This is a genomic window from Sphingobacterium sp. SG20118 (assembly GCF_044740685.1).
Classification (GTDB): Bacteria; Bacteroidota; Bacteroidia; order Sphingobacteriales; family Sphingobacteriaceae; genus Sphingobacterium.
This window is the reverse complement of sequence record NZ_CP172826.1, coordinates 1,348,303-1,368,179: the sequence shown is the minus strand read 5'-3', so window position 1 is coordinate 1,368,179 and position 19,877 is coordinate 1,348,303. Positions and strand designations below refer to the sequence as shown.

The following is a 19,877-nucleotide window of genomic DNA, read 5'->3' as shown; positions in this document are numbered from 1 at the left end:
TATTAGGGATATAACCTCTTCGAAATAACGCGAAATAAAAGCAATATGAACATTCAATCAGCTCGGTCAAAATTAAAGAGGTCTCTTAAATTGGATCAAATGAAAAACATCATCATACCAACTTTGAAAAAATGAGCGAAAGAAAGAAAGAAAGAAAGAAAGAAAGAAAGAAAGAAATCAAATGTAGAAAATCCGGAGACGAATGAAGCTTAAAAACAAAAAAGCCTGATCAAAATAATGATCAGGCTTTCCAAACTGTGCACTCAAAGGGAGTCGAACCCCTAACCTCCTGATCCGTAGTCAGGTGCTCTATCCAATTGAGCCATGAGTGCATTTTTGATGACTTTATTAAAAGTCATACCCTTTTGTTTGGTGATACAAATATCGGGACTTTTTTCAGTTTTGCAAACTATTTCGCATCTTTTTTTAATAATAAAAGCAATATTTTTTTTATCTTATTGATAGTATTACATTTACAGGAGTAATTTTTTTTTATTTTTTCTCACAAAGACTACTATATGTCCAAAAAAGAAACGAAACTAGGCAAAATACGCATTGGTGACATTAGCATTTCATACATGATTAGACCTAGTAAGGTACATCCACCTGAAAAAACAGTCATTTTTTTACACGGCTTCCCCTTTAACAAAAACATGTGGCGGGCACAATTGCAACAGCTGGATGAACAGATGACCGGAATTGCAGTTGATATTAGAGGGCATGGACACAGCACACGTGGTCATGGATTTTTCAGTATTGATGTCTTCGCAAAAGATTTGAAGGAATTTATAGCGCATCTAAATTTAGGCCATGTAGTCTTATGCGGCGTTTCCATGGGTGGTTACATCGCATTGCGCACATACGAACTGATGGGAAATGAATTAAAAGGCCTTATATTAAGTGACACACACTCGCTTGCTGATGATAACAAAGGTAAACAAAAACGCTTTGACGCCATTCAAGCCTTACTAAAATATGGGAAGCGTCCTTTTTCATTAGGATTCATTGAAACTATCTTTTCAAAAAAAACCCTAGCTGAAAATCCCGAAGCTATTGAAATCATCAAAAGTTCCATCAGGAGAAACGATTTGCAAAATATTTGTTCAACCCAATTAGCATTGGCTGCTCGAACGGATACGACCGCGATATTACCTACGATAGAAGTCCCAACCCTCGTCATCAAGGGAAGAGAAGATAAATTGGTTAGCGAGCTGCAGATAAACACCCTGCTCAACCATATACCTCAGGTTAAATATCTAGAATTTATGGAATCGGGACATTTACCAAATCTAGAAGAACCCGAAAGGTTCAATTTTGAAATCAATCAATTTTTACGATCCTTTTAAATTAAAAGGCATAAAAAAATGCAGTGGATAAAAATCTACACTGCATTAAATTGGATGTACCAAAAGAAACAATCTTTTAAAAACCACGGTATTTGCTTTGTTTATATTTAAGGAAATCGTTCAAATGCTGTAAATTTTCTTTTCTTTCCTCCGATTTACGGTAAGAAATAACGGCATCCCAAATAAACAAGGCAAATGCTAAGGTGGCAAAAAGCACTGGTAAACTCAGGAAGCTTCCTGTAGCACTTTGCATGATTAACCAAGTTGAAACAACAACTGTCAATAGAAATTTCATAATAAATCCTAACATATTTTATAAATTAAAGTGAACTGAATAAACGCTGGCTATAGACCAGAACGTGTGAATTAAACCTTGATGCTGCGTTTTGAAAGCTTATTGCTACCGATCATTATACATGACCAGAGAAATATTTTGGTGGAGAAGAACCAATATATTGATAAATCAAAATATCAGGTCAATCTTTAAAAATCAAAAATTGTATGGATGAGATAAAAACTGGTAATTTTTATCAATGATTTATATTTTAAAAACTGACTAGAAGTAGTTGCAATTAAGCCCCTAAATCCGCATCAACTACAAATGTACTAATTTTTTTAGATAAAACCAAATGCTATACGTAAAATTTTAGTCGAACATCGCATTCATCAATTATTTAAAGAACTTAAATTAACCATCTTAAAAAAATACGAGCCCCTAAATCTTTCTATTTCTCAAAATTTGAAAGGTATAGCAATATTAGCCTAAACCCAATTGACACATACCCTTTTCTGTCATCGAAATGTATTAAATGTGATGACATATAAAAACTAAAAAAATCATTGTTACTTTTGCTAACACTGTTAACTAAAAAACATAACATGGGTGTTTCGGAGCGAAAATTAAGGGATTTAGAAAAAATAAGATTGCAAATCATTGAGCAGTCTTGGCAGATCGTACAAGAAGAGGGGTGGCAGGCCCTTTCTATTCGAAAAATTGCCGATGCCATAGAATATAGCGCTCCAGTCATATACAAACATTTTGAAAACAAAGATGCTATTATAGCCTATTTCACCAAAGTAGGATTTTCATTGATGGCCAAAGAATTGGCTTCAGCAGTAGATCATAACAAAACTGCTGATCAAAACTTATTTGACATGGCGATCTCTTACTGGAAATTCGCATTTGAGCATAAGAAATACTATGAGATTATGTTTGGACTCGGTATCCCACAATGTGAAGTCGTTAATAGTTTCAAAGAAATGAAAGCAGCATCGGACGTGATGCTGAGCTGCATTTCTACATGTGTGGAGGAAAACCGAGTTGAAGACATCAACCTACATTTAAAATTCAAGACTTTTTGGTCCATCCTGCATGGCATCATTACCATTGAATTTATATCAAACAACGAAACAAATCCTGAAGAGGTATCACCTATATTAACAGATGCTATTCAGGGATTTATTATATCATTAAAATACAACAACCACTAATATGAGTTTATTAGAAAATTTGAAATGGAGATATGCTACTAAAAAAATGAATGGCACTCCTGTAGCACAAGAGAAAATCGATTACATTCTAGAAACTGCTCGCTTGGCTCCTACTTCTTCCGGATTGCATCCATTTAAAGTCATTGAGATTACAAACCCCGAATTGCGGGCTAAAATTCAACCTATTGCTTATGGGCAATCGCAGATCATCGACAGTTCACATATCTTAGTATTCGCAGCATACGATGGTTATACCGAAGAGCGCGTGAACGCTCCTTTTGCACAGCAAGCAGAAGAGAGAGGATTGCCATTGGGCTATGCTGATGATTATAAAAACAATCTATTTGCAAAATTATCGACATTATCCAAAGAACAACAGTTCAATCATGCTGCTCGTCAAGCTTATATTGGATTCGGATTAGCTTTAGCGGCAGCAGCTGAACAGAGAATTGATGCGACCCCAATGGAAGGTTTTAACAATGAGCAATTGGACGCACTCCTCGGATTAGACAAATTAGGACTTAAATCGGTTACCATATTAGCATTAGGTTACCGTGATGAAGAGCATGACTGGTTGGTAAACTTGAAAAAAGTAAGACCAAATCACGAAGATTTTATCATTAAATTTAACTAACATATGTTTGGAAATGCTCATTTGTGTGTTTCCAAACCTTCAAATACATATCATGAAAATAGAAATTTGGTCTGACATCGTTTGTCCGTTCTGTTATATCGGAAAAAAAAGATTAGAAAAAGCATTAGAAAATTTCCCACATCGAGATGAAGTCTCCATTATCTGGAAATCGTATCAGTTACATCCCCAATTTCCGAAGGATACTGCAGGCATCCCTGCTATTGACTATATTAAAAATGCCAAAGGGCTTACTGAGGAGGAAACCTTAGGTATGATGCAACAAGTGCAGTCGATCGGAAAATCGTTGGACATCGATTTTGATTTTGAAAAATCATTGATCGTTAACACCTTGAATGCACATCGCCTAATCCATTTGGCTCAAGAAACAAACCAAGGCAACGCACAAAAAGAGCGTCTGTTAAAAGCACATTTTAGCGAAGGCCTAGATGTGAACAACCACGCTATCCTGGTACAACTTGCTGTAGAAATAGGGCTTGATATTACTGCTGTGGAAGAGGTATTGACAACAGATCGTTTTACATACGAAGTAACACAAGATATCCAAGAAGGTGTCAACTTAGGATTACGTGGAGTTCCCTTTTTTGTATTCAATCAAAAATTTGGAATTGCCGGAGCGCAACCCCTTGAAATGTTTGAACAAACACTTCGTCAAGCATATGATGATGCCAAACCCAATATCATTATGAACAATAACGAAGGTCCAACTTGTGATGTTGAAACCGGAAATTGCGAATAGTTTACTATTCGCAATTTTTGATTACTGGACATAACCAATGGGTTAACAAAACTTCCGCTCTTGAATCGCAAAATCGTGCAAATAAGTTGAACTTATTTCTTAATTTCGTTTCCTATTTAATGCAGCAAAATTGTAGTATAAATGCAGTTAACCAAACTAGAAATAAAAGGATTCAAGAGCTTCGGCGACAAGATAACAATCAATTTTAATGAGGGTGTCACCGCTATCGTGGGCCCTAATGGTTGTGGCAAATCAAATGTTGTTGATGCCATACGTTGGGTTTTGGGAGAGCAGAGTACACGCATGCTCCGTTCCGAAAAAATGGAAAACATCATTTTCAATGGAACGAAAAATCGTAAGGCGGCAAACTTAGCAGAAGTTTCACTCACTTTTGACAACAACAAAAATGTCCTCCCCACAGCATTTACGACAGTCACTGTGACCCGTAAATTATTTAGAAATGGAGATAGTGAATATCGCTTGAACGATGTAAAATGTCGTTTAAAAGATATTACAGATCTGTTCTTAGATACCGGTGTCGGAGCAGACTCCTACTCTATCATTGAACTCAGAATGATAGATGAAATCATCAATAACAAAGAAAACTCACGTCGTAATCTATTTGAAGAGGCTTCAGGTATATCTAAATATAAAGTTCGTAAAAAACAAAGTTTAAATAAACTTAGGGATACAGAACTAGATCTAAGCCGCGTAGATGACTTACTTTTTGAGATTAATAAAAACCTGAGATCCCTAGAGAGCCAAGCCAAAAAAGCTGAAAAATACATCCTATTAAAGGATGAATACCGTCAGAGCAGTGTCAACCTCGCTTATTACCGCATCGGTGATTTCAGCACTGAATTGGAACGATTGCAGCATCAAGAGTCTAAACTGTCTAAACAGAGTACGGATGCTCAAGTGCACATCGAAAAGGCAGAAAATGAATTAAAACAAATACGTGAAGATAATTTAGAGCAAGAAAAAAACGTTTCCTTTCAACAAAAGACGGCGCAAGAGTTTATCAATAAGATTCGCAATTACGAATCAGAAAAGAAAGTTAAAAACGAGCAGCTTAAAAATCTTCAGGACAAAGAAAACAGATTAAGTTTTGAAGTCAATAATGACAAACAACAACTCAATCACGTGCTCTATACCATTAAGCGTTTAAATGAGGAGTTGTATCACGAACAACAACAGCTAGACAGTTTTCAAAACAATCTGGAAAAGAACAAATTTGAAGTTGAGGAACTGAGAGGACAACAACAAACGGCAAAAGGAAAACTGGATGCTTTCAATAAGTCAAGTGGCTCCTTACAGGACCGAATCTATAGCATTGAAAAAGATATAGCTGTCCTCAATATTCAAAGAGAGGCACTCCAACAAGAATCCATACGTACAGTAACGGATACCGAATCGAAAGAAATTGAATTGAATCAGTTCAATATTGCAGTTGCAGAGTTAGAAGGGCGAGTAGAAACCCAGCAGCAGCAATACGAGACCGGCTTACAAATGGAAGAAGAATTGCAACTTCAGATCCAAAACCACACGACGAACATCAATACGCTCAAAGAAGAGTTAAGTAAAGAATCGCGCTTGGTAGATGCCAAACAGAACGAGTACAATTTAACAAAATCCCTAATAGATAATTTAGAAGGTTTCCCTGACTCCATCCGATTTTTAAAGAAAAATGCAGGTTGGAAAAAGCAACCGCCGCTATTTTCGGACGTCTTATTCTGTGAAGAAGACTACCGTGTAGCCGTTGAAAACTATTTGGAGCCCATTATGAATCATTATGTGGTGGATACGCAGCAAGACGCCGTTCAAGCCATCAATTTATTAAGTGATGCCGCTCGGGGTCGTGCTAACTTCTTCATATTGGATGCGATTCAAGCAGTCCCTAAGCCTACAACACAAACTAACGACTTGCTTATACCAGCAATGGATGTTATTACTGTTGATGATAAATTTAAATCATTATGTCAGCTCTTATTACAAAATGTCTACATTTTACAACAAGAGCGCGAACATGAACTCAATTTGGAACTCCCACAAGGAGATGACATCATTTTGCAAAAAAATGGTAAGTTCTCAAAAAGTAAATTAGGTTTATCTGGTGGTTCTGTTGGTTTATTCGAAGGTAAAAGAATAGGACGCGCTAAGAATATTGAGATCCTAGCAAAGGAAATCAAGAGAATTACTGAAAATATAACGCAATTACAAGATAAAATCTCGGATGAAACAGGGCGCTTAAATGCTTTAAAATCCAACTCTCAAAAGGAAATGATCGATGAACTTCGTTTCCAATTGAACCGTCTGAATAATGAATTGATTTCTGTCAAAACAAAACAGGAACAATACCAAACATTCATTAAGAATGCCCTAACTCGTAAGCAGGATATTCAGGATAAGATCATGACGATCGAAAATGATCTATTAGTCCTTGAACCTCAGATACAGGATCTAAAGCATGAACGTGAACAACATATTGGGGATCTACAGGATTTCCAAGACCGTTTTAACGAAATTTCAGATATACTAACGGAAAAATCAGCCAGCTATAACCAAGGTAACATCGGCTATCATCAACAGCAGAACAAGGTCTCAAACATCAACAAGGATCTTGAATTCCGCGAGACGCAACAAGATGATTTTGAGGCGCGTATTGAACGCAATGCCAAAGATTTGGAAGAAGTGCAACTTGCATTAAAGAATACGGCACAATTCGTAGATGAAGAAGACGAAGATTTGGTGGAGATGTACACGCAGAAAGACGCCTTAGAAAAAGGTCTGGAAGATTTGGAGAAAAGCTACTATGGTGTCCGTAAGCAGATGAATGAATTGGAACAACAAATCATTCAGTACCGTCGAACAAAAGAACAGGATGATATCCTGATTTCTGAAATTAAAGATAAGAAGACAGCACTTCAAATTGACCTCAATACATTAAAAGAACGTCTATCCGTTGAATTTAATATTGAACTAAAAGATCTCTTAGAGCAAGAAGAACCACCTACTATCGTAGAGGATCAGGAAGTACTGGCTGTCAAATGTACCAAGCTTAAAAAACAGCTGAATGAATATGGCTCCATCAATTTAATGGCTAAAGAAGCTTTTGACGAGATGAATGAACGCTATAATTTCATCAATAAGGAAAAGGCCGACTTATTGGAGGCTAAAGGCTCATTACTGGCAACGATTAAAGAAATCGACGATACGGCTGAAGTGCAGTTTATGTTTACATTCAATAGTGTGCGCGAAAATTTCATCAAGGTTTTCCGTTCCCTCTTTAACGAAGAAGATAGTTGTGATTTAATTCTCACAGATCCTTCCAAACCTTTAGATTCGGATATTGATATCGTTGCACGCCCCAAAGGTAAAAAGCCACTATCCATCAATCAGCTATCTGGTGGTGAAAAGACATTGACCTCAACAGCACTTCTTTTCTCGCTATATTTATCAAAACCAGCACCGTTCTGTATTTTTGATGAAGTGGATGCACCATTAGACGATACGAATATTGATAAATTCAATAACATCATTCGTGACTTCTCTAAAAATTCACAATTTATTGTCGTATCGCACAATAAGAAAACAATAGCAAGTACAGATATCATTTATGGTGTTACCATGGTAGAAACAGGGGGTATCCCGTGTTGTTGCCGTAGACTTGAGAGATGTCGCTTAGTATAGTTTAAGCGCTTGCCCAAAAGGCTATAAAAAAACGGAGCGATAATTAATTATCGCTCCGTTTTTATTATATATGTTGTCCAGATGAGACTATTTATTCGCTACTAAAGTAACTTTAAAATTAATTTCAGCAGAAATCAAATCATCCTTTTTACCTTCATAATTTACACCCCAATCTGCACGAACGATATTAAAATCAGCTTCTGTTTTGATTGTAGTCGCATTTGATTCGACAACTTTAGCATCGAATGAAATATTTTTAGTAATACCCTTGATTGTTAAGTTACCCGAAACCTTCACATCCTGTGCAGTAGCACCAGCTTCAGTTTTAGTAACTACAAAAGTAGCTTCAGGAAATTGAGCAACATCAAAGAAATCTTCCGATTTTAAATGTCCGTCTAATTTATCTTTGTACTCCCCTTCTAAATCTGTAGAACTGATTGTATTCAAATCCAAAGAAAATGTACCACCTGTCAAGACTCCGTTATCAACATGTAATGAACCTGATTTAATGGCAATAGTACCTGTGTGTGCACCGGTTACTTTTGTTCCTGTCCAGATCACTTTTGATTGTGCGGCATCAACTTGATACTCCTCTCCTACTTTAACAATTTCCTCAGTAGCTACAGAATCTTGCACCTCTGCTTTTTTACCCTCTGGGTTTCCAGCACATGAAGACATAATAACTGCTGCGATAACTGGTAATACTAATAATTTTTTCATAATTAATTTAATCTATTTTATATGTTCAAACATTTGTTATATCAAAGATATTATAAGATTTAAATAAAATCTAGTAAAATAGTATACAAAATAACAATTATGACAATAGCATGGCTTAGTGTCCTTTAGGAGCTACATCCACCCGACGTATGTCCGCTCCTAATTTTTTTAGACGCTCCTCAATATGTTGATAACCTCTTTCTATCTGTTCGATATTGTGGATCGTAGAAGTTCCTTTTGCAGATAATGCAGCGATCAATAACGATACTCCGGCACGAATATCCGGTGAAGTCATTTCAATACCACGCATCGGATACATTTTATTCAATCCGATTACCGTAGCACGATGTGGATCACAAAGGATAATTTGCGCTCCCATATCGATTAATTTATCGACAAAGAACAAACGGCTTTCAAACATCTTTTGGTGGATCAACACATTACCTTTTGCTTGTGTCGCCACAACCAAAACAATACTCAATAAGTCAGGTGTAAATCCTGGCCATGGAGAATCTGATATGGTCAAGATAGAACCATCGATAAACGTATCGATTTCATATGATTCTTGTGCTGGAATAAAAAGATCATCGCCTCTTAATTCCATTTTAATACCTAGACGCTGAAACACAGTCGGAATAATACCCAACTCTTTATAACAAACATCTTTTATCGTGATTTCGGAGCCTGTCATTGCAGCCAAACCGATGAAAGAACCGATTTCAATCATATCGGGCAACATACGATGGGATGTACCTCCCAAGCGCTCTACACCTTCTATAGTCAGTAAATTTGAACCTATACCCGAGATCTTAGCCCCCATACGATTCAACATTTTACATAACTGTTGCAAATAAGGTTCACATGCTGCATTATATAATTCCGTTACACCCTTTGCTAACACTGCTGCCATTACGACATTTGCTGTACCTGTAACAGATGCTTCATCCAATAAAATATAGGCCCCCTTTAGTTGAGTAGCATCTACATTGAAGAAGTGATTTTCGGCATCATATACAAATTTAGCACCTAGTTTTTCAAAGCCCAAGAAATGGGTATCCAAGCGACGGCGACCAATTTTATCACCTCCAGGTTTTGGAATAGCAGCTTTTCCAAAACGAGCTAATAAAGGACCAACAATCATGATAGACCCTCTCAATCCACCACCCTTTTCTTTGAATTCTTGAGATTGAAAATAATCTATATTGATATCTTTTGCTTCAAAAACATAAGTATCGTCATCGATGCGATTAACGCTAACACCTAGTGCTTTTAAAAGATCTATTAATTTATTAACATCTTTAATATCTGGAACATTACTAATGGTCATCGGTTTCTTCTGTCAACAATACTGCTGACAATATTTGCAATGCTTCATTTTTTGCCCCTTGAGGAATAATCTCGCCCTTTAATGGCTTCCCGCCATTGATTTCAAATGCATTCATTCGTACACCTATATCTTTTATATATTTTTATTGCATTATTTATAAGAAAAAAAGCAATTGAAAAGAAATAAAAATCACTTCACAATTGCCTTATATCATACCTAAGTAGTAACAATTACCCTCTTTTATAACCGCTGTTGCTATTATTATTGTTGTTATTGCTATTATTATTATTTTGATAAGGACGTCTATTACTATTGTTTGTACTTCCGCCGCTACTATTACTTCGTTTTTGAAAAGAATTCGTTCCAGAAGGTCTTCTATTATTCGAATTGGTGTTATTGTTGCTTCGACCATGGTTATTACTAGAATGACCAGAATTATTATTAGTCGGAGTCGGATTATTTCCTTTAATTCGATTACCTGGAGGCGCGCTTTTGAAATCAAGTTTTGTCAATACCGTACCTTCTGGCAATTGCAATACTTGACTCGACAATTCCGCCAAATCTTGAATGATAAATTCATCAGCTACTGCATCTTTATTCCAAGTGGTATACGCCATCTTCATAAAGTTAGCAATCGAAAGCGCCATTTTTTGACGTTTTTCATCATCTGTGATTGAAATCGCTTTGTTAATCATTTTTTCCACCGTAAAACCATAGTGTTTATACTTGATTCTATGTTGTGGATACGATAACAACTCGGGTTCATGTTTTACCAATTCAGGAGTGGCTGTAGGGTATGGAGAATCTACATCAATCGTAAAATCAGAAATAATTTGCAAGTGATCCCACAATTTATGTTTGAAGTCTGCCACATCTCTTAAATGCGGATTCAGCACCCCCATCATATCTATGACAACTTGGGCATACTTATTTCTTTCTTCTTTTGTAGGTAAATCACAAATATAGTTTACCATATTTTGCACATTCCTACCGTATTCAGCTAGGATTAGCTTCGGTCTTGTGCTGTTGTAGTCAAAGTTCATATAGTGAATTTCAGTACCAATACAACGTTGTATTCTGTACTTTGGTATTAAATTATTGAATAATTCTCAGTTTTGCAAATTTAAGCAACAATTGTTTCTGTCCCAAGTCTTTAAAGAAAATAGTTGCTTTTACTTCTCCTTTTGATCCTTCGAGGTTAACAACCTTTCCAAATCCAAATCTTTCATGCTCTACTTCCATGCCAACCTGTAAATTATTGGTGTCGGATGGAGCGAAGCCTGCGGAAGGTGTATGCGCTTTGGGTAATATCGAGGTAGTTTTAAAAGGTTTCGGCTTAGGTTTTGAAAAACTATCCGTCTCCTTTTGCTGCCAAGCAATACGCTCACCTTGGAAGCCTCCAGATTCTGCAGAAGAACTTTGTCTTGGTTTAAAATCCAAATCCAAACAAGATGGATTCAATTCATCCAAGAATCTGCTTGGTTCACAGTTATTCAGTGTTCCCCAACGATATCTAGAAGTTGCGTACGAAAGTAATAATTTTTTCTCAGCTCTGGTTACTGCAACGTAAAATAATCTTCGCTCTTCCTCCAATTCAGTCCGCGAATTCAATGCCAATTGTGATGGAAATAAATTTTCTTCTAGCCCTACGATGAATACAACAGGAAATTCTAACCCTTTGGAAGAGTGTATCGTCATCAAAGATACGGTATCTGCATTTGGATCTTTGTCATTATCATCATTGGTCAATAATGCAATATCTTGCATATACACGTCCAATCCTCTTTCCTCAATATCCTCGCGCTCAGAAAACTCTTTAATACCATTCAACAACTCTTGTATGTGTTCGTACCTAGTCAATCCTTCTACAGATTTATCTTCGTACAATTCTTTTAGTATACCCGAATGCTGTGCAATATGCATAGCGGTATCAAAAGCGCTATTCGTTTTTGCTAAGGCCTGAAAACTTAAAATCATTTGACCAAATCCGCCAACAGATGCTGCGCTTCTGCCATCCATAAACATTTGTGCATTGGCTACGATATCCCAAAGACGATATTGATGTTGATCGGCAGCAATCACTATTTTCTCTATAGTGGTATCGCCTATCCCCCTACGTGGATAATTGATCACGCGCTTCAATGCTTCTTCATCATTTGGGTTAAAGGTCAATCTAAAATAAGCGATTAAATCCTTTATCTCTTTCCTTTGGTAAAATGAAGTACCGCCATATATTTTATAAGGGATATTGATTTTACGTAAGGCTTCCTCCATCGCTCTAGATTGTGCGTTGGTACGATAAAGAATGGCGAAGTCTTTATAATTTAACGATTTCAAAGACTTTTCTTGTGAAATTAATTCCGCAACAATTTTACCTTCTTCGTTATCCGAAAATGCACGCGATACTTTTATCTTCTCCCCTTCTTCATTATCCGAAAAGACATTCTTTTCCAACTGATTCTTATTATTTGCAATAATCGAATTGGCAGCATTCACGATCATCTGTGTCGAACGATAATTTTGCTCTAGTTTGAAAACCTGTACAGTGGGATAATCTTTTTGAAAATTTAAGATATTCTGAATATTTGCTCCACGGAAAGCATATATACTCTGGGCATCATCACCTACAACACAAATATTTTCGTTTACAGCGGCCAAGCGTTTAACGATTAAATATTGTGAAAAGTTGGTATCCTGATACTCATCGACCATCAAATATTTAAACTGATGTTGGTATTTATGCAATACTTCAGGGTGCTTATTCAATAATACATTGGTCTTGAACAATAAATCGTCAAAATCCATAGCTCCTGCACGGTAACAACGTTGTGCGTAGGTCATGTAGATTTCACACAGCTGCCCCCTACCATTCGAAATATCTTCGGCCTTTAAGGCTTCATTTTTATTATATTCTTGTGGCGATATCAGGTTATTTTTTGATTGCGAGATACGTCCATAAACATGATTGACATTATATAGCTTGTCATCCAAATTCATTTCTTTTAAAATCGAACGCAATAAACTCTTGGTATCGTCGGTATCATAAATCGTAAAGTTGCGTGGGTATCCGATCAGTTCAGCCTCCACACGTAATATCTTTGCAAACACCGAGTGAAAGGTACCCATCCAAATATTCTTGGCCTCTGCACCAACCACAGTTGTAATACGATTACGCATTTCCTTTGCCGCTTTATTCGTAAACGTCAAAACGAGTATATTAAAAGGGTCGACACCTTTTTTTATCAAATGTGCTACACGATAGGTAATTACACGTGTTTTTCCTGATCCAGCTCCAGCAACTATCATTACCGGGCCCTCAGTTTGTTCTACAGCTCCTCTTTGAGAAGGGTTCAATCCTGCTAAAAAATCCAAAGCTTTCTCCTAAAATTATATGTTGTTTAAAATAGCTTATAAAAGTACGAAAATCATTTGGCGGATGGGCAGTCGGCGCTACAAATATTAATTTTTCAACAAATTCTGCTTCCACTTATGAATATCTAAAAGACTGTTTCGCACCATAGCTACCACTGATTTAATATTCAATATGATTTTCGAAAGATTTTACTCAGTTTCAATAGAGGGTTTATAGAGTTTTACCTCTATGAACCCTCTAGAAACCCTCTATTATAGCTGTATAATAACTCTAGTAAAAATTAATGAGATATGAAGGATATACAAGTCTATTACCTAACTAAATAACAATCCATCAATGTGCTATTTGCGAACTAAAATTCACGATCATGTAAACAAAATCAACTAAGCTACTTAAGATGCCTTATTTCCAGATTTAAAAGCGACGAAAGAGGCAAAATTTAATTTTTTATGCAGCACATCAACTGATTTGAAGCCCACTTTTTTCAATAAGTCCAATTGATAATTTACACTACGGGGTGTATCTTCTTTTTCAATATATGCAAAAACATGATCGCGATAAGATTCATCTTTCAAGCTTGTCAGGTATGCTCCATAGTGATTCTTATAAACCAAATTCTGAATCGCTTCGTGATCGTGTATCACCAAGTCAAAAATCCAGATACTTCCTCCTTCTTTAAGTAAACCATACAGCTTTTGAAATGCTCCTTCCCAATCCTGATCATCACGGAGATGGTGCAAAACCGCTGTGGCGATGATAACATCGTAACTGTTGGCCGTTAAATCAACCGTTCTAAAATCACCTTTTACACACTCCACTTCACCGGAGGTCATTTCTTGAACGCGCTCTTTCGCTTTATCCAACATAGGCTGACTTAAATCAACCAGCGTACAGTCAAAATCTGAAACTTTATGTGCTAATTTTACCGGGTAGTTTCCCGCACCGCAACCAATATCAAGTACACGTTTCAATTCGGGATAAACAGCAGCAATACCATCAGTAATCAATTCCATATTAAACAGGGCATCTAAAGTGGTCTGTTGCCCCGTATCCAGATTGGAAAATCGTGTTACATCCTGATCAAATCGTTCTTCAATCTCTTTTAATGTTGATTTTTCTGTCATGTCTTTCTTTTTTAATACTTTCAAATCTAAAGCATTGATTAATACTTTAAAAATACTATTTTAGACAATTATTAATACCTTGCAAGTATCGATGGAATTAAGACATTTACATTATTTTAAAGCAGTAGCTGAAGAACTGCACTTTGGTCGTGCGGCGGAAAAACTGCATATATCGCAACCGCCACTTACCCGTCAAATCAAAGATTTAGAGAAAGAATTGGGGGTTATTTTGTTTTACCGCAACAACAAGCGTGTAGAAATAACAAATGCAGGTCGTTATTTTTTAAAGGAATGCGATCAATTGATGCAACAATTGGAGAAGGCTAAACTGATGACTAAGCAGTTGCACCATGCCATATCTGGCGATTTTAGGCTAGGCTACATCAGTTCAACACCAAAAAATATGTTAGCACATATTTTAAAAAAAATCAAGAAAGAGTTCCCCTATTTACATGTTTACCTCTATGAAACCTCTTCTCAAAAGCAAAAAAAAGCATTAGAGAGCGGTAAACTGGATCTCGGAATATTACGTGCACCGATATTTACCACAAATCTTCAGATCTTATCCCTGTTTAAGGATTCGTTTTGCTTAGCAACACCTAAAGGTTGGAAAAAGGATATTAATGCCATTACGTTGATGCAGGAAGATTTCATCTCCTACAATTCAAATTACGCCGATGATTACCATAACCAAATCATAGCATGCGCAAACCGTATCGGTTTTCATCCTCAAATTGCACATGAGTGCAACACCATGCATTCCATATTGGAACTTGTGGCTAATGGATTGGGGATTGCGTTTGTTCCCACTTCGGTATCACAACAGCAAACGGAATTGGCCTTGGATTTCCATCCGTTAAAAGAACAGGATATTCAGACTGAGGTTATTTTAGCCTATGACCATCAAAGCCAACATCCGGTTCTACAGCAATTCATTGATGCGATAAAAGAATATTACACCCCTTAACACCTGGTAAGGGGTGCAAAAACAGATCCGACAACCATTGCTCTCGGATCTGTTTTAAAGTTCTCTTTCTACCCCTAGGCCAAACAAGGCAAAATCATATTTTACTGGATCCAGTGGATCCAACTGTCTTAAATTACCCGTTAGTTCCAGCGCTGTTTTCCAATTGACCTTATCTAAGGTAATCAATCCAAATTTACGAGCCACACGCTCCACATGCACATCACATGGACAGATGAGGTCCTTTTGATTCAACCGTTTCCAAATCCCAAAATCTACACCTTTATCATCCTTGCGCACCATCCACCTCAAAAACATATTGATGCGTTTAACACTCGATTTTTGAGCAGGAGAACTGATATGCTTTCTTGTTCTTACCGGAAAATCGGGCATTGAAAAAAAATAATTTTTAAACTCATCCAAAGCCTTTTCAAGAATAACGTTCTTGGAGTTTTCCTGACCGATTAAAAAAGCATCTTCCAAAGAAGGAAAGTGACTATAATGGTATCGGAAAAACTGAATAAAATACAATAGATCGGTGTCATTAAACGTGCGGTGCTTAAAACCCAGTAATTGCTTAAGATCGGTGTCTTGATGGTTCATAATGAAATCATGTGGGCTCCCGTCCATCCGTTCGATCAGTTTCCGTGCATTTATTAATGATGGTCTTCCGTTGTCCCCAAGCTAAAATTGCCGCTATAAAACCCATAATTTCAACATCCTCTTGCTTTTGGAAGCGGTGAGGTATGCAGATTGGATCATTCGGAATAAAATTAGGTTGATTATACTCTTCGACTTTCTTATCTAAAAAATCCTTAATATTAAAATCTGCCATTTATATCAACTAAAAACCATCAGCACCAGCGCACAAATTGTAAGCAGGAACTGATGGTCATTCTTTTTTCTATCTATATTTATACTAAAGCTTGCTCAAGATCTGCAATCAGATCATCCGCATCTTCTATTCCGACAGATATACGGATCAAATTATCGACAACGCCCACTTTTTCACGTATTTCTTTCGGAATTGAGCCGTGTGTCATGGTTGCTGGATGGTTGATCAATGATTCTACTCCTCCTAAGGACTCTGCCAAGGTAAATACTTTGAATTGCGAAGAAATACGGAATGTTTCTTTCAAATCAGCACCTTTCAGAACAATGGAAATCATACCTCCAAAATCACGCATTTGCTTTTTAGCAATTTCATGTCCTGGATGGTCTTCAAAACCTGGCCAATATATTTTTTCAACTTTGGGATGATTTTTTAGGTACTCCGCTACTTTACGTCCATTAGCACAATGCGCTTCCATACGTAAATGTAAAGTTTTTATGCCACGAAGTGCTAGGAAAGAGTCCTGTGGACCAGGAGTGCCCCCTACGGCGTTGTAAAAAAAGAACAACTGCTTATATAGCTCATCAGAATTCATGACCAATGCGCCCATGACGACATCCGAGTGACCATTGATGTATTTGGTTGCGGAGTGCATGACAATATCCGCTCCTAGATCCAACGGATTCTGCAGATAAGGAGAAGCAAAGGTGTTGTCCACGACATAAAGTACTTTTTTCTCTTTTGCCACCTGTCCAATAGCTTCGATATCCGCCAGTTTTAATGTCGGGTTCGTTGGTGTTTCAACCCAAATCAATTTAGTCTTATCAGATATTGCTGCACGTACGGCCTCCACATCTGAAGTATTGACAAATTTGAAGGTAATACCATACACCTCATATACTTTTGTAAAAATACGATAAGAACCACCATAGAGATCATCACCTGTTACTACTTCGTCGCCTGGTTTCAGCAAACGCAAAACACAGTCTGTCGCTGCCATACCACTTGAAAATGCGAGGCCATGTTGCCCGTTTTCTAGCGCTGCCAAACAGTCTTCCAAAGCCTTACGTGTAGGATTAGTTCCTCTTGAGTACTCATATCCTTTATGTTCTCCAGGAGAGGCTTGTTGGTAAGTGGACGTCTGATATATAGGAGTCATCACCGCACCCGTTGTAGGGTCCGATTGTTGACCAGCATGAATCGCCTTAGTTGCAAATTTATATGCCATATTAATGATATTTAGATGTAATTCGTAAAACGTAAATTTATTAAAAATCTAACGGAGATTCATATTGAAAAGTATAATTCAGGTCATTTTGCAAGCGTGTCGATTTAACAATTTTTTGAAATGATGCTCCGGCAATGAAAGCGCTTGGTTGTTCAAAGCCATATTTATGTGCTGATGCCAAAATAACATCTTTCTTTGAGGGATGCTGCGGACATACCACATTGTACAGGGTATGCTGCAATGGCTTGATAAAACCAGTACGGATCAGTGCTGCCACATCTTCCAGATGAATAAAGTTCGCTGGTTGATCACCTGTGCTACACTCTTTGGATTGAAAATATTTTGCAAATATGCGATTTTGACCAAATAACCCACCTAACCGGTAAATATGGGTACGTGGAAATCGACTTACAGCTTTTTCTGCGCTTAAAAGTTTTGCTTGAAGTTCTTCATCTTCAAAGGTATCCTCATCGATTTCTTTGGAAAGATCAGGATAGATGCCAATAGAGCTTAAGAAGATCATCTTTTGGTATTTGACTCCAGACAAAAAATCACATACCCGAATAAATCGACTAGTCAACTGGTCTTGTGTTGATTTATTTGTTGCCGGGATACTGACCAAGATATAATCAAATTCCGTCGGTAAATCGATAGCGGGAGTAGCTTGTTCGTCAAAATTCTGTTTAAACACAAAAATACCATCGGCTACTAACCGATGGTATTTTTCTTCCGTAGTGGTCGAAGCCCAGACTTCATGTCCTTCTTCCAACCATAACTTAGCAACAAACTCGCCTACCCATCCACAACCTAATATAAGATAACGCATGAGTTATGAATTTACTATAATTAATATGCTTTCGCAAATAAAACACGTTTCGTTGATGGCTTGCCTGTGAAAATACAAACCCCTGCTTCTTCTTTTGCATCTAAAGGGATACAACGAATAGTCGCTTTAGTTTCTTCTTTAACGAGTTTCTCTGTTTCTACTGTTCCATCCCAATGACAAGAGATAAAGCCCGCTTTCGTTTCTAATACTTCTTTAAATTCATCGTATGAATTTACTTCTGTAATATGTGAATCTCTATAATCCAATGCTTTCTGGAAGATATTCTCTTGAATTTCTGTCAATAACGCTTCGATTCGAGTGCCTAAACCAGCTTGTTCAACTGTTTCTTTTGTCTGGGTATCGCGTCTTGCTAATTCTACCGTACCGTTTTGCATATCACGTGCACCAACTGCTAAGCGCAATGGTACTCCCTTCAATTCCCATTCTGCAAATTTGAACCCAGGTCTTTGTGTATCGCGGTCATCGTATTTAATAGAGATATTTTTAGCTTTTAATTCGGTAGACAAAGCATCGATAAATGTATCGATTGCCTGCTTCTCTTCCGCCGTTTTAAAAATCGGAACGACCACAACTTGAATTGGAGCAAGCATTGGAGGTAATACTAAGCCTAGATCGTCAGAGTGCGCCATCACTAAAGCACCCATCAAACGCGTAGAAACACCCCATGATGTAGCCCATACATGTTCTAACTTACCTTCTTTAGAAGTGAATTTCACATCAAAAGCTTTTGCAAAGTTCTGACCTAGAAAATGTGATGTACCCGCCTGTAACGCTTTTCCATCTTGCATCAACGCTTCGATACAGTAAGTATCGATAGCACCAGCAAAACGTTCGTTCTCTGTTTTACGACCACGAATAACAGGTACGCCTAAATACTTCTCAACGAAATCGCCATAGACGTGTAACATTTTTTCTGTTTCTTCGATCGCTTCCTCTTGTGTAGCATGTGCCGTATGGCCTTCTTGCCACAAGAATTCTGTTGTACGCAAAAACAATCTAGTGCGCATTTCCCAACGCACGACATTCGCCCATTGGTTAACCAAGATTGGAAGATCGCGATAAGACTCGATCCAGCCACGATACGTATTCCAAATAATCGTTTCAGAAGTTGGTCTAACGATTAGTTCTTCTTCCAATTTAGCATCTTCATCTACAATAATATTTCCGTTACCATCATTTTTCAAACGGTAATGTGTCACTACAGCACATTCAGTCGCAAAACCTTCTACGTGCGAAGCTTCTTTCGAAAAAAATGACTTAGGGATGAACAAAGGAAAATAAGCATTACTGTGACCAGTATCTTTAAATTTCTTATCTAAAACTGCTTGCATACGCTCCCAAATAGCATATCCATATGGTTTAATTACCATGCAACCTCTTACTGCAGCATATTCTGCCAAGTCAGCCTTGATTACAAGATCGTTGTACCATTGTGAATAATCTTCTGCACGACTTGTTATACCTTTACCCATATTATTATTTCAAAAATTTATTGTAACATTGTGATTAAGAATTCCGTCTAATAAAGGAATGTTATTTCTAAA

General features: G+C 37.2%; 14 protein-coding genes, 1 tRNA gene and 2 pseudogenes. 6 read left to right on the top strand and 11 right to left on the bottom strand.

The window, feature by feature from the left end; translation table 11 throughout:
- Positions 1-258: 258 nt before the first annotated feature.
- Positions 259-332 (bottom strand) — tRNA-Arg (locus ACFX5U_RS06350).
- A gap of 186 nt (positions 333-518) precedes the next feature.
- Between ACFX5U_RS06350 and ACFX5U_RS06345 the strand changes: the two genes are divergently transcribed.
- On the top strand, positions 519-1,346 hold the full coding sequence (locus ACFX5U_RS06345) for an alpha/beta fold hydrolase (RefSeq protein ID WP_400262808.1): 828 nt from the start codon (positions 519-521) through the stop codon (positions 1,344-1,346).
- 76 nt (positions 1,347-1,422) lie between these two features.
- Here the strand turns inward: ACFX5U_RS06345 and ACFX5U_RS06340 are convergent, their stop codons facing one another.
- Positions 1,423-1,656, bottom strand: a complete 234-nt coding sequence (locus ACFX5U_RS06340) for a hypothetical protein (RefSeq protein ID WP_038697160.1) — start codon at positions 1,654-1,656, stop codon at positions 1,423-1,425.
- A gap of 569 nt (positions 1,657-2,225) precedes the next feature.
- On the opposite strand from ACFX5U_RS06340, the gene ACFX5U_RS06335 reads away from it, so the two are divergent.
- The 4 genes from ACFX5U_RS06335 (at position 2,226) to smc (ending at position 7,918) form a co-directional block, all read left to right on the top strand.
- A complete protein-coding gene (locus tag ACFX5U_RS06335) occupies positions 2,226-2,837 on the top strand; it encodes a TetR/AcrR family transcriptional regulator (protein WP_400262807.1) in 612 nt (203 codons plus the stop codon).
- 1 nt (position 2,838) lies between these two features.
- Positions 2,839-3,471: a nitroreductase family protein gene (locus ACFX5U_RS06330; protein WP_400262806.1), complete on the top strand. Its 633-nt coding sequence runs from the start codon at positions 2,839-2,841 to the stop codon at positions 3,469-3,471.
- A gap of 52 nt (positions 3,472-3,523) precedes the next feature.
- Positions 3,524-4,228 (top strand): DsbA family oxidoreductase, encoded by a 705-nt coding sequence (locus ACFX5U_RS06325; protein WP_400262805.1) that lies wholly within the window; start codon positions 3,524-3,526, stop codon positions 4,226-4,228.
- A 141-nt stretch (positions 4,229-4,369) separates the two neighbouring features.
- Positions 4,370-7,918 carry a chromosome segregation protein SMC gene (gene smc, locus ACFX5U_RS06320; protein ID WP_400262804.1) on the top strand — a complete coding sequence of 1,183 codons (3,549 nt, stop codon included), beginning with the start codon at positions 4,370-4,372 and terminating at the stop codon, positions 7,916-7,918.
- An 87-nt stretch (positions 7,919-8,005) separates the two neighbouring features.
- Here smc and ACFX5U_RS06315 read toward each other — a convergent pair whose 3' ends face one another.
- The 5 genes and pseudogenes from ACFX5U_RS06315 to ACFX5U_RS06295 form a co-directional block, all read right to left on the bottom strand.
- A complete protein-coding gene (locus ACFX5U_RS06315) occupies positions 8,006-8,638 on the bottom strand; it encodes a YceI family protein (protein ID WP_038697150.1) in 633 nt (210 codons plus the stop codon).
- 115 nt (positions 8,639-8,753) lie between these two features.
- A pseudogene (gene murA / locus ACFX5U_RS06310) lies at positions 8,754-10,080 on the bottom strand (UDP-N-acetylglucosamine 1-carboxyvinyltransferase).
- Positions 10,081-10,195: 115 nt separating this feature from the next.
- Positions 10,196-11,008 (bottom strand): DUF4290 domain-containing protein, encoded by an 813-nt coding sequence (locus tag ACFX5U_RS06305; RefSeq protein ID WP_038697145.1) that lies wholly within the window; start codon positions 11,006-11,008, stop codon positions 10,196-10,198.
- A 52-nt stretch (positions 11,009-11,060) separates the two neighbouring features.
- Positions 11,061-13,337, bottom strand: a complete 2,277-nt coding sequence (locus tag ACFX5U_RS06300; RefSeq protein WP_400262803.1) for an ATP-dependent helicase — start codon at positions 13,335-13,337, stop codon at positions 11,061-11,063.
- A gap of 393 nt (positions 13,338-13,730) precedes the next feature.
- Positions 13,731-14,462, bottom strand: coding sequence for a class I SAM-dependent methyltransferase (locus ACFX5U_RS06295; RefSeq protein ID WP_400262802.1), 732 nt, complete (start codon positions 14,460-14,462; stop codon positions 13,731-13,733).
- Positions 14,463-14,553: 91 nt separating this feature from the next.
- Here ACFX5U_RS06295 and ACFX5U_RS06290 point away from each other — a divergent pair, with 91 nt between their 5' ends.
- Complete coding sequence (locus tag ACFX5U_RS06290; protein WP_280569223.1) at positions 14,554-15,429, top strand: LysR family transcriptional regulator; 876 nt, start codon at positions 14,554-14,556, stop codon at positions 15,427-15,429.
- A gap of 54 nt (positions 15,430-15,483) precedes the next feature.
- Here ACFX5U_RS06290 and ACFX5U_RS06285 read toward each other — a convergent pair.
- The 4 genes and pseudogenes from ACFX5U_RS06285 to proS form a co-directional block, all read right to left on the bottom strand.
- Positions 15,484-16,261: pseudogene (locus ACFX5U_RS06285) on the bottom strand (TIGR02757 family protein).
- Positions 16,262-16,340: 79 nt separating this feature from the next.
- Positions 16,341-17,486 carry a cystathionine gamma-synthase gene (locus ACFX5U_RS06280; protein WP_038697135.1) on the bottom strand — a complete coding sequence of 382 codons (1,146 nt, stop codon included), beginning with the start codon at positions 17,484-17,486 and terminating at the stop codon, positions 16,341-16,343.
- 40 nt (positions 17,487-17,526) lie between these two features.
- Positions 17,527-18,312, bottom strand: a complete 786-nt coding sequence (locus tag ACFX5U_RS06275; RefSeq protein WP_400262801.1) for a GDP-L-fucose synthase — start codon at positions 18,310-18,312, stop codon at positions 17,527-17,529.
- A 20-nt stretch (positions 18,313-18,332) separates the two neighbouring features.
- Positions 18,333-19,805 (bottom strand): proline--tRNA ligase, encoded by a 1,473-nt coding sequence (gene proS, locus ACFX5U_RS06270; RefSeq protein WP_038697132.1) that lies wholly within the window; start codon positions 19,803-19,805, stop codon positions 18,333-18,335.
- Positions 19,806-19,877: the final 72 nt, after the last annotated feature.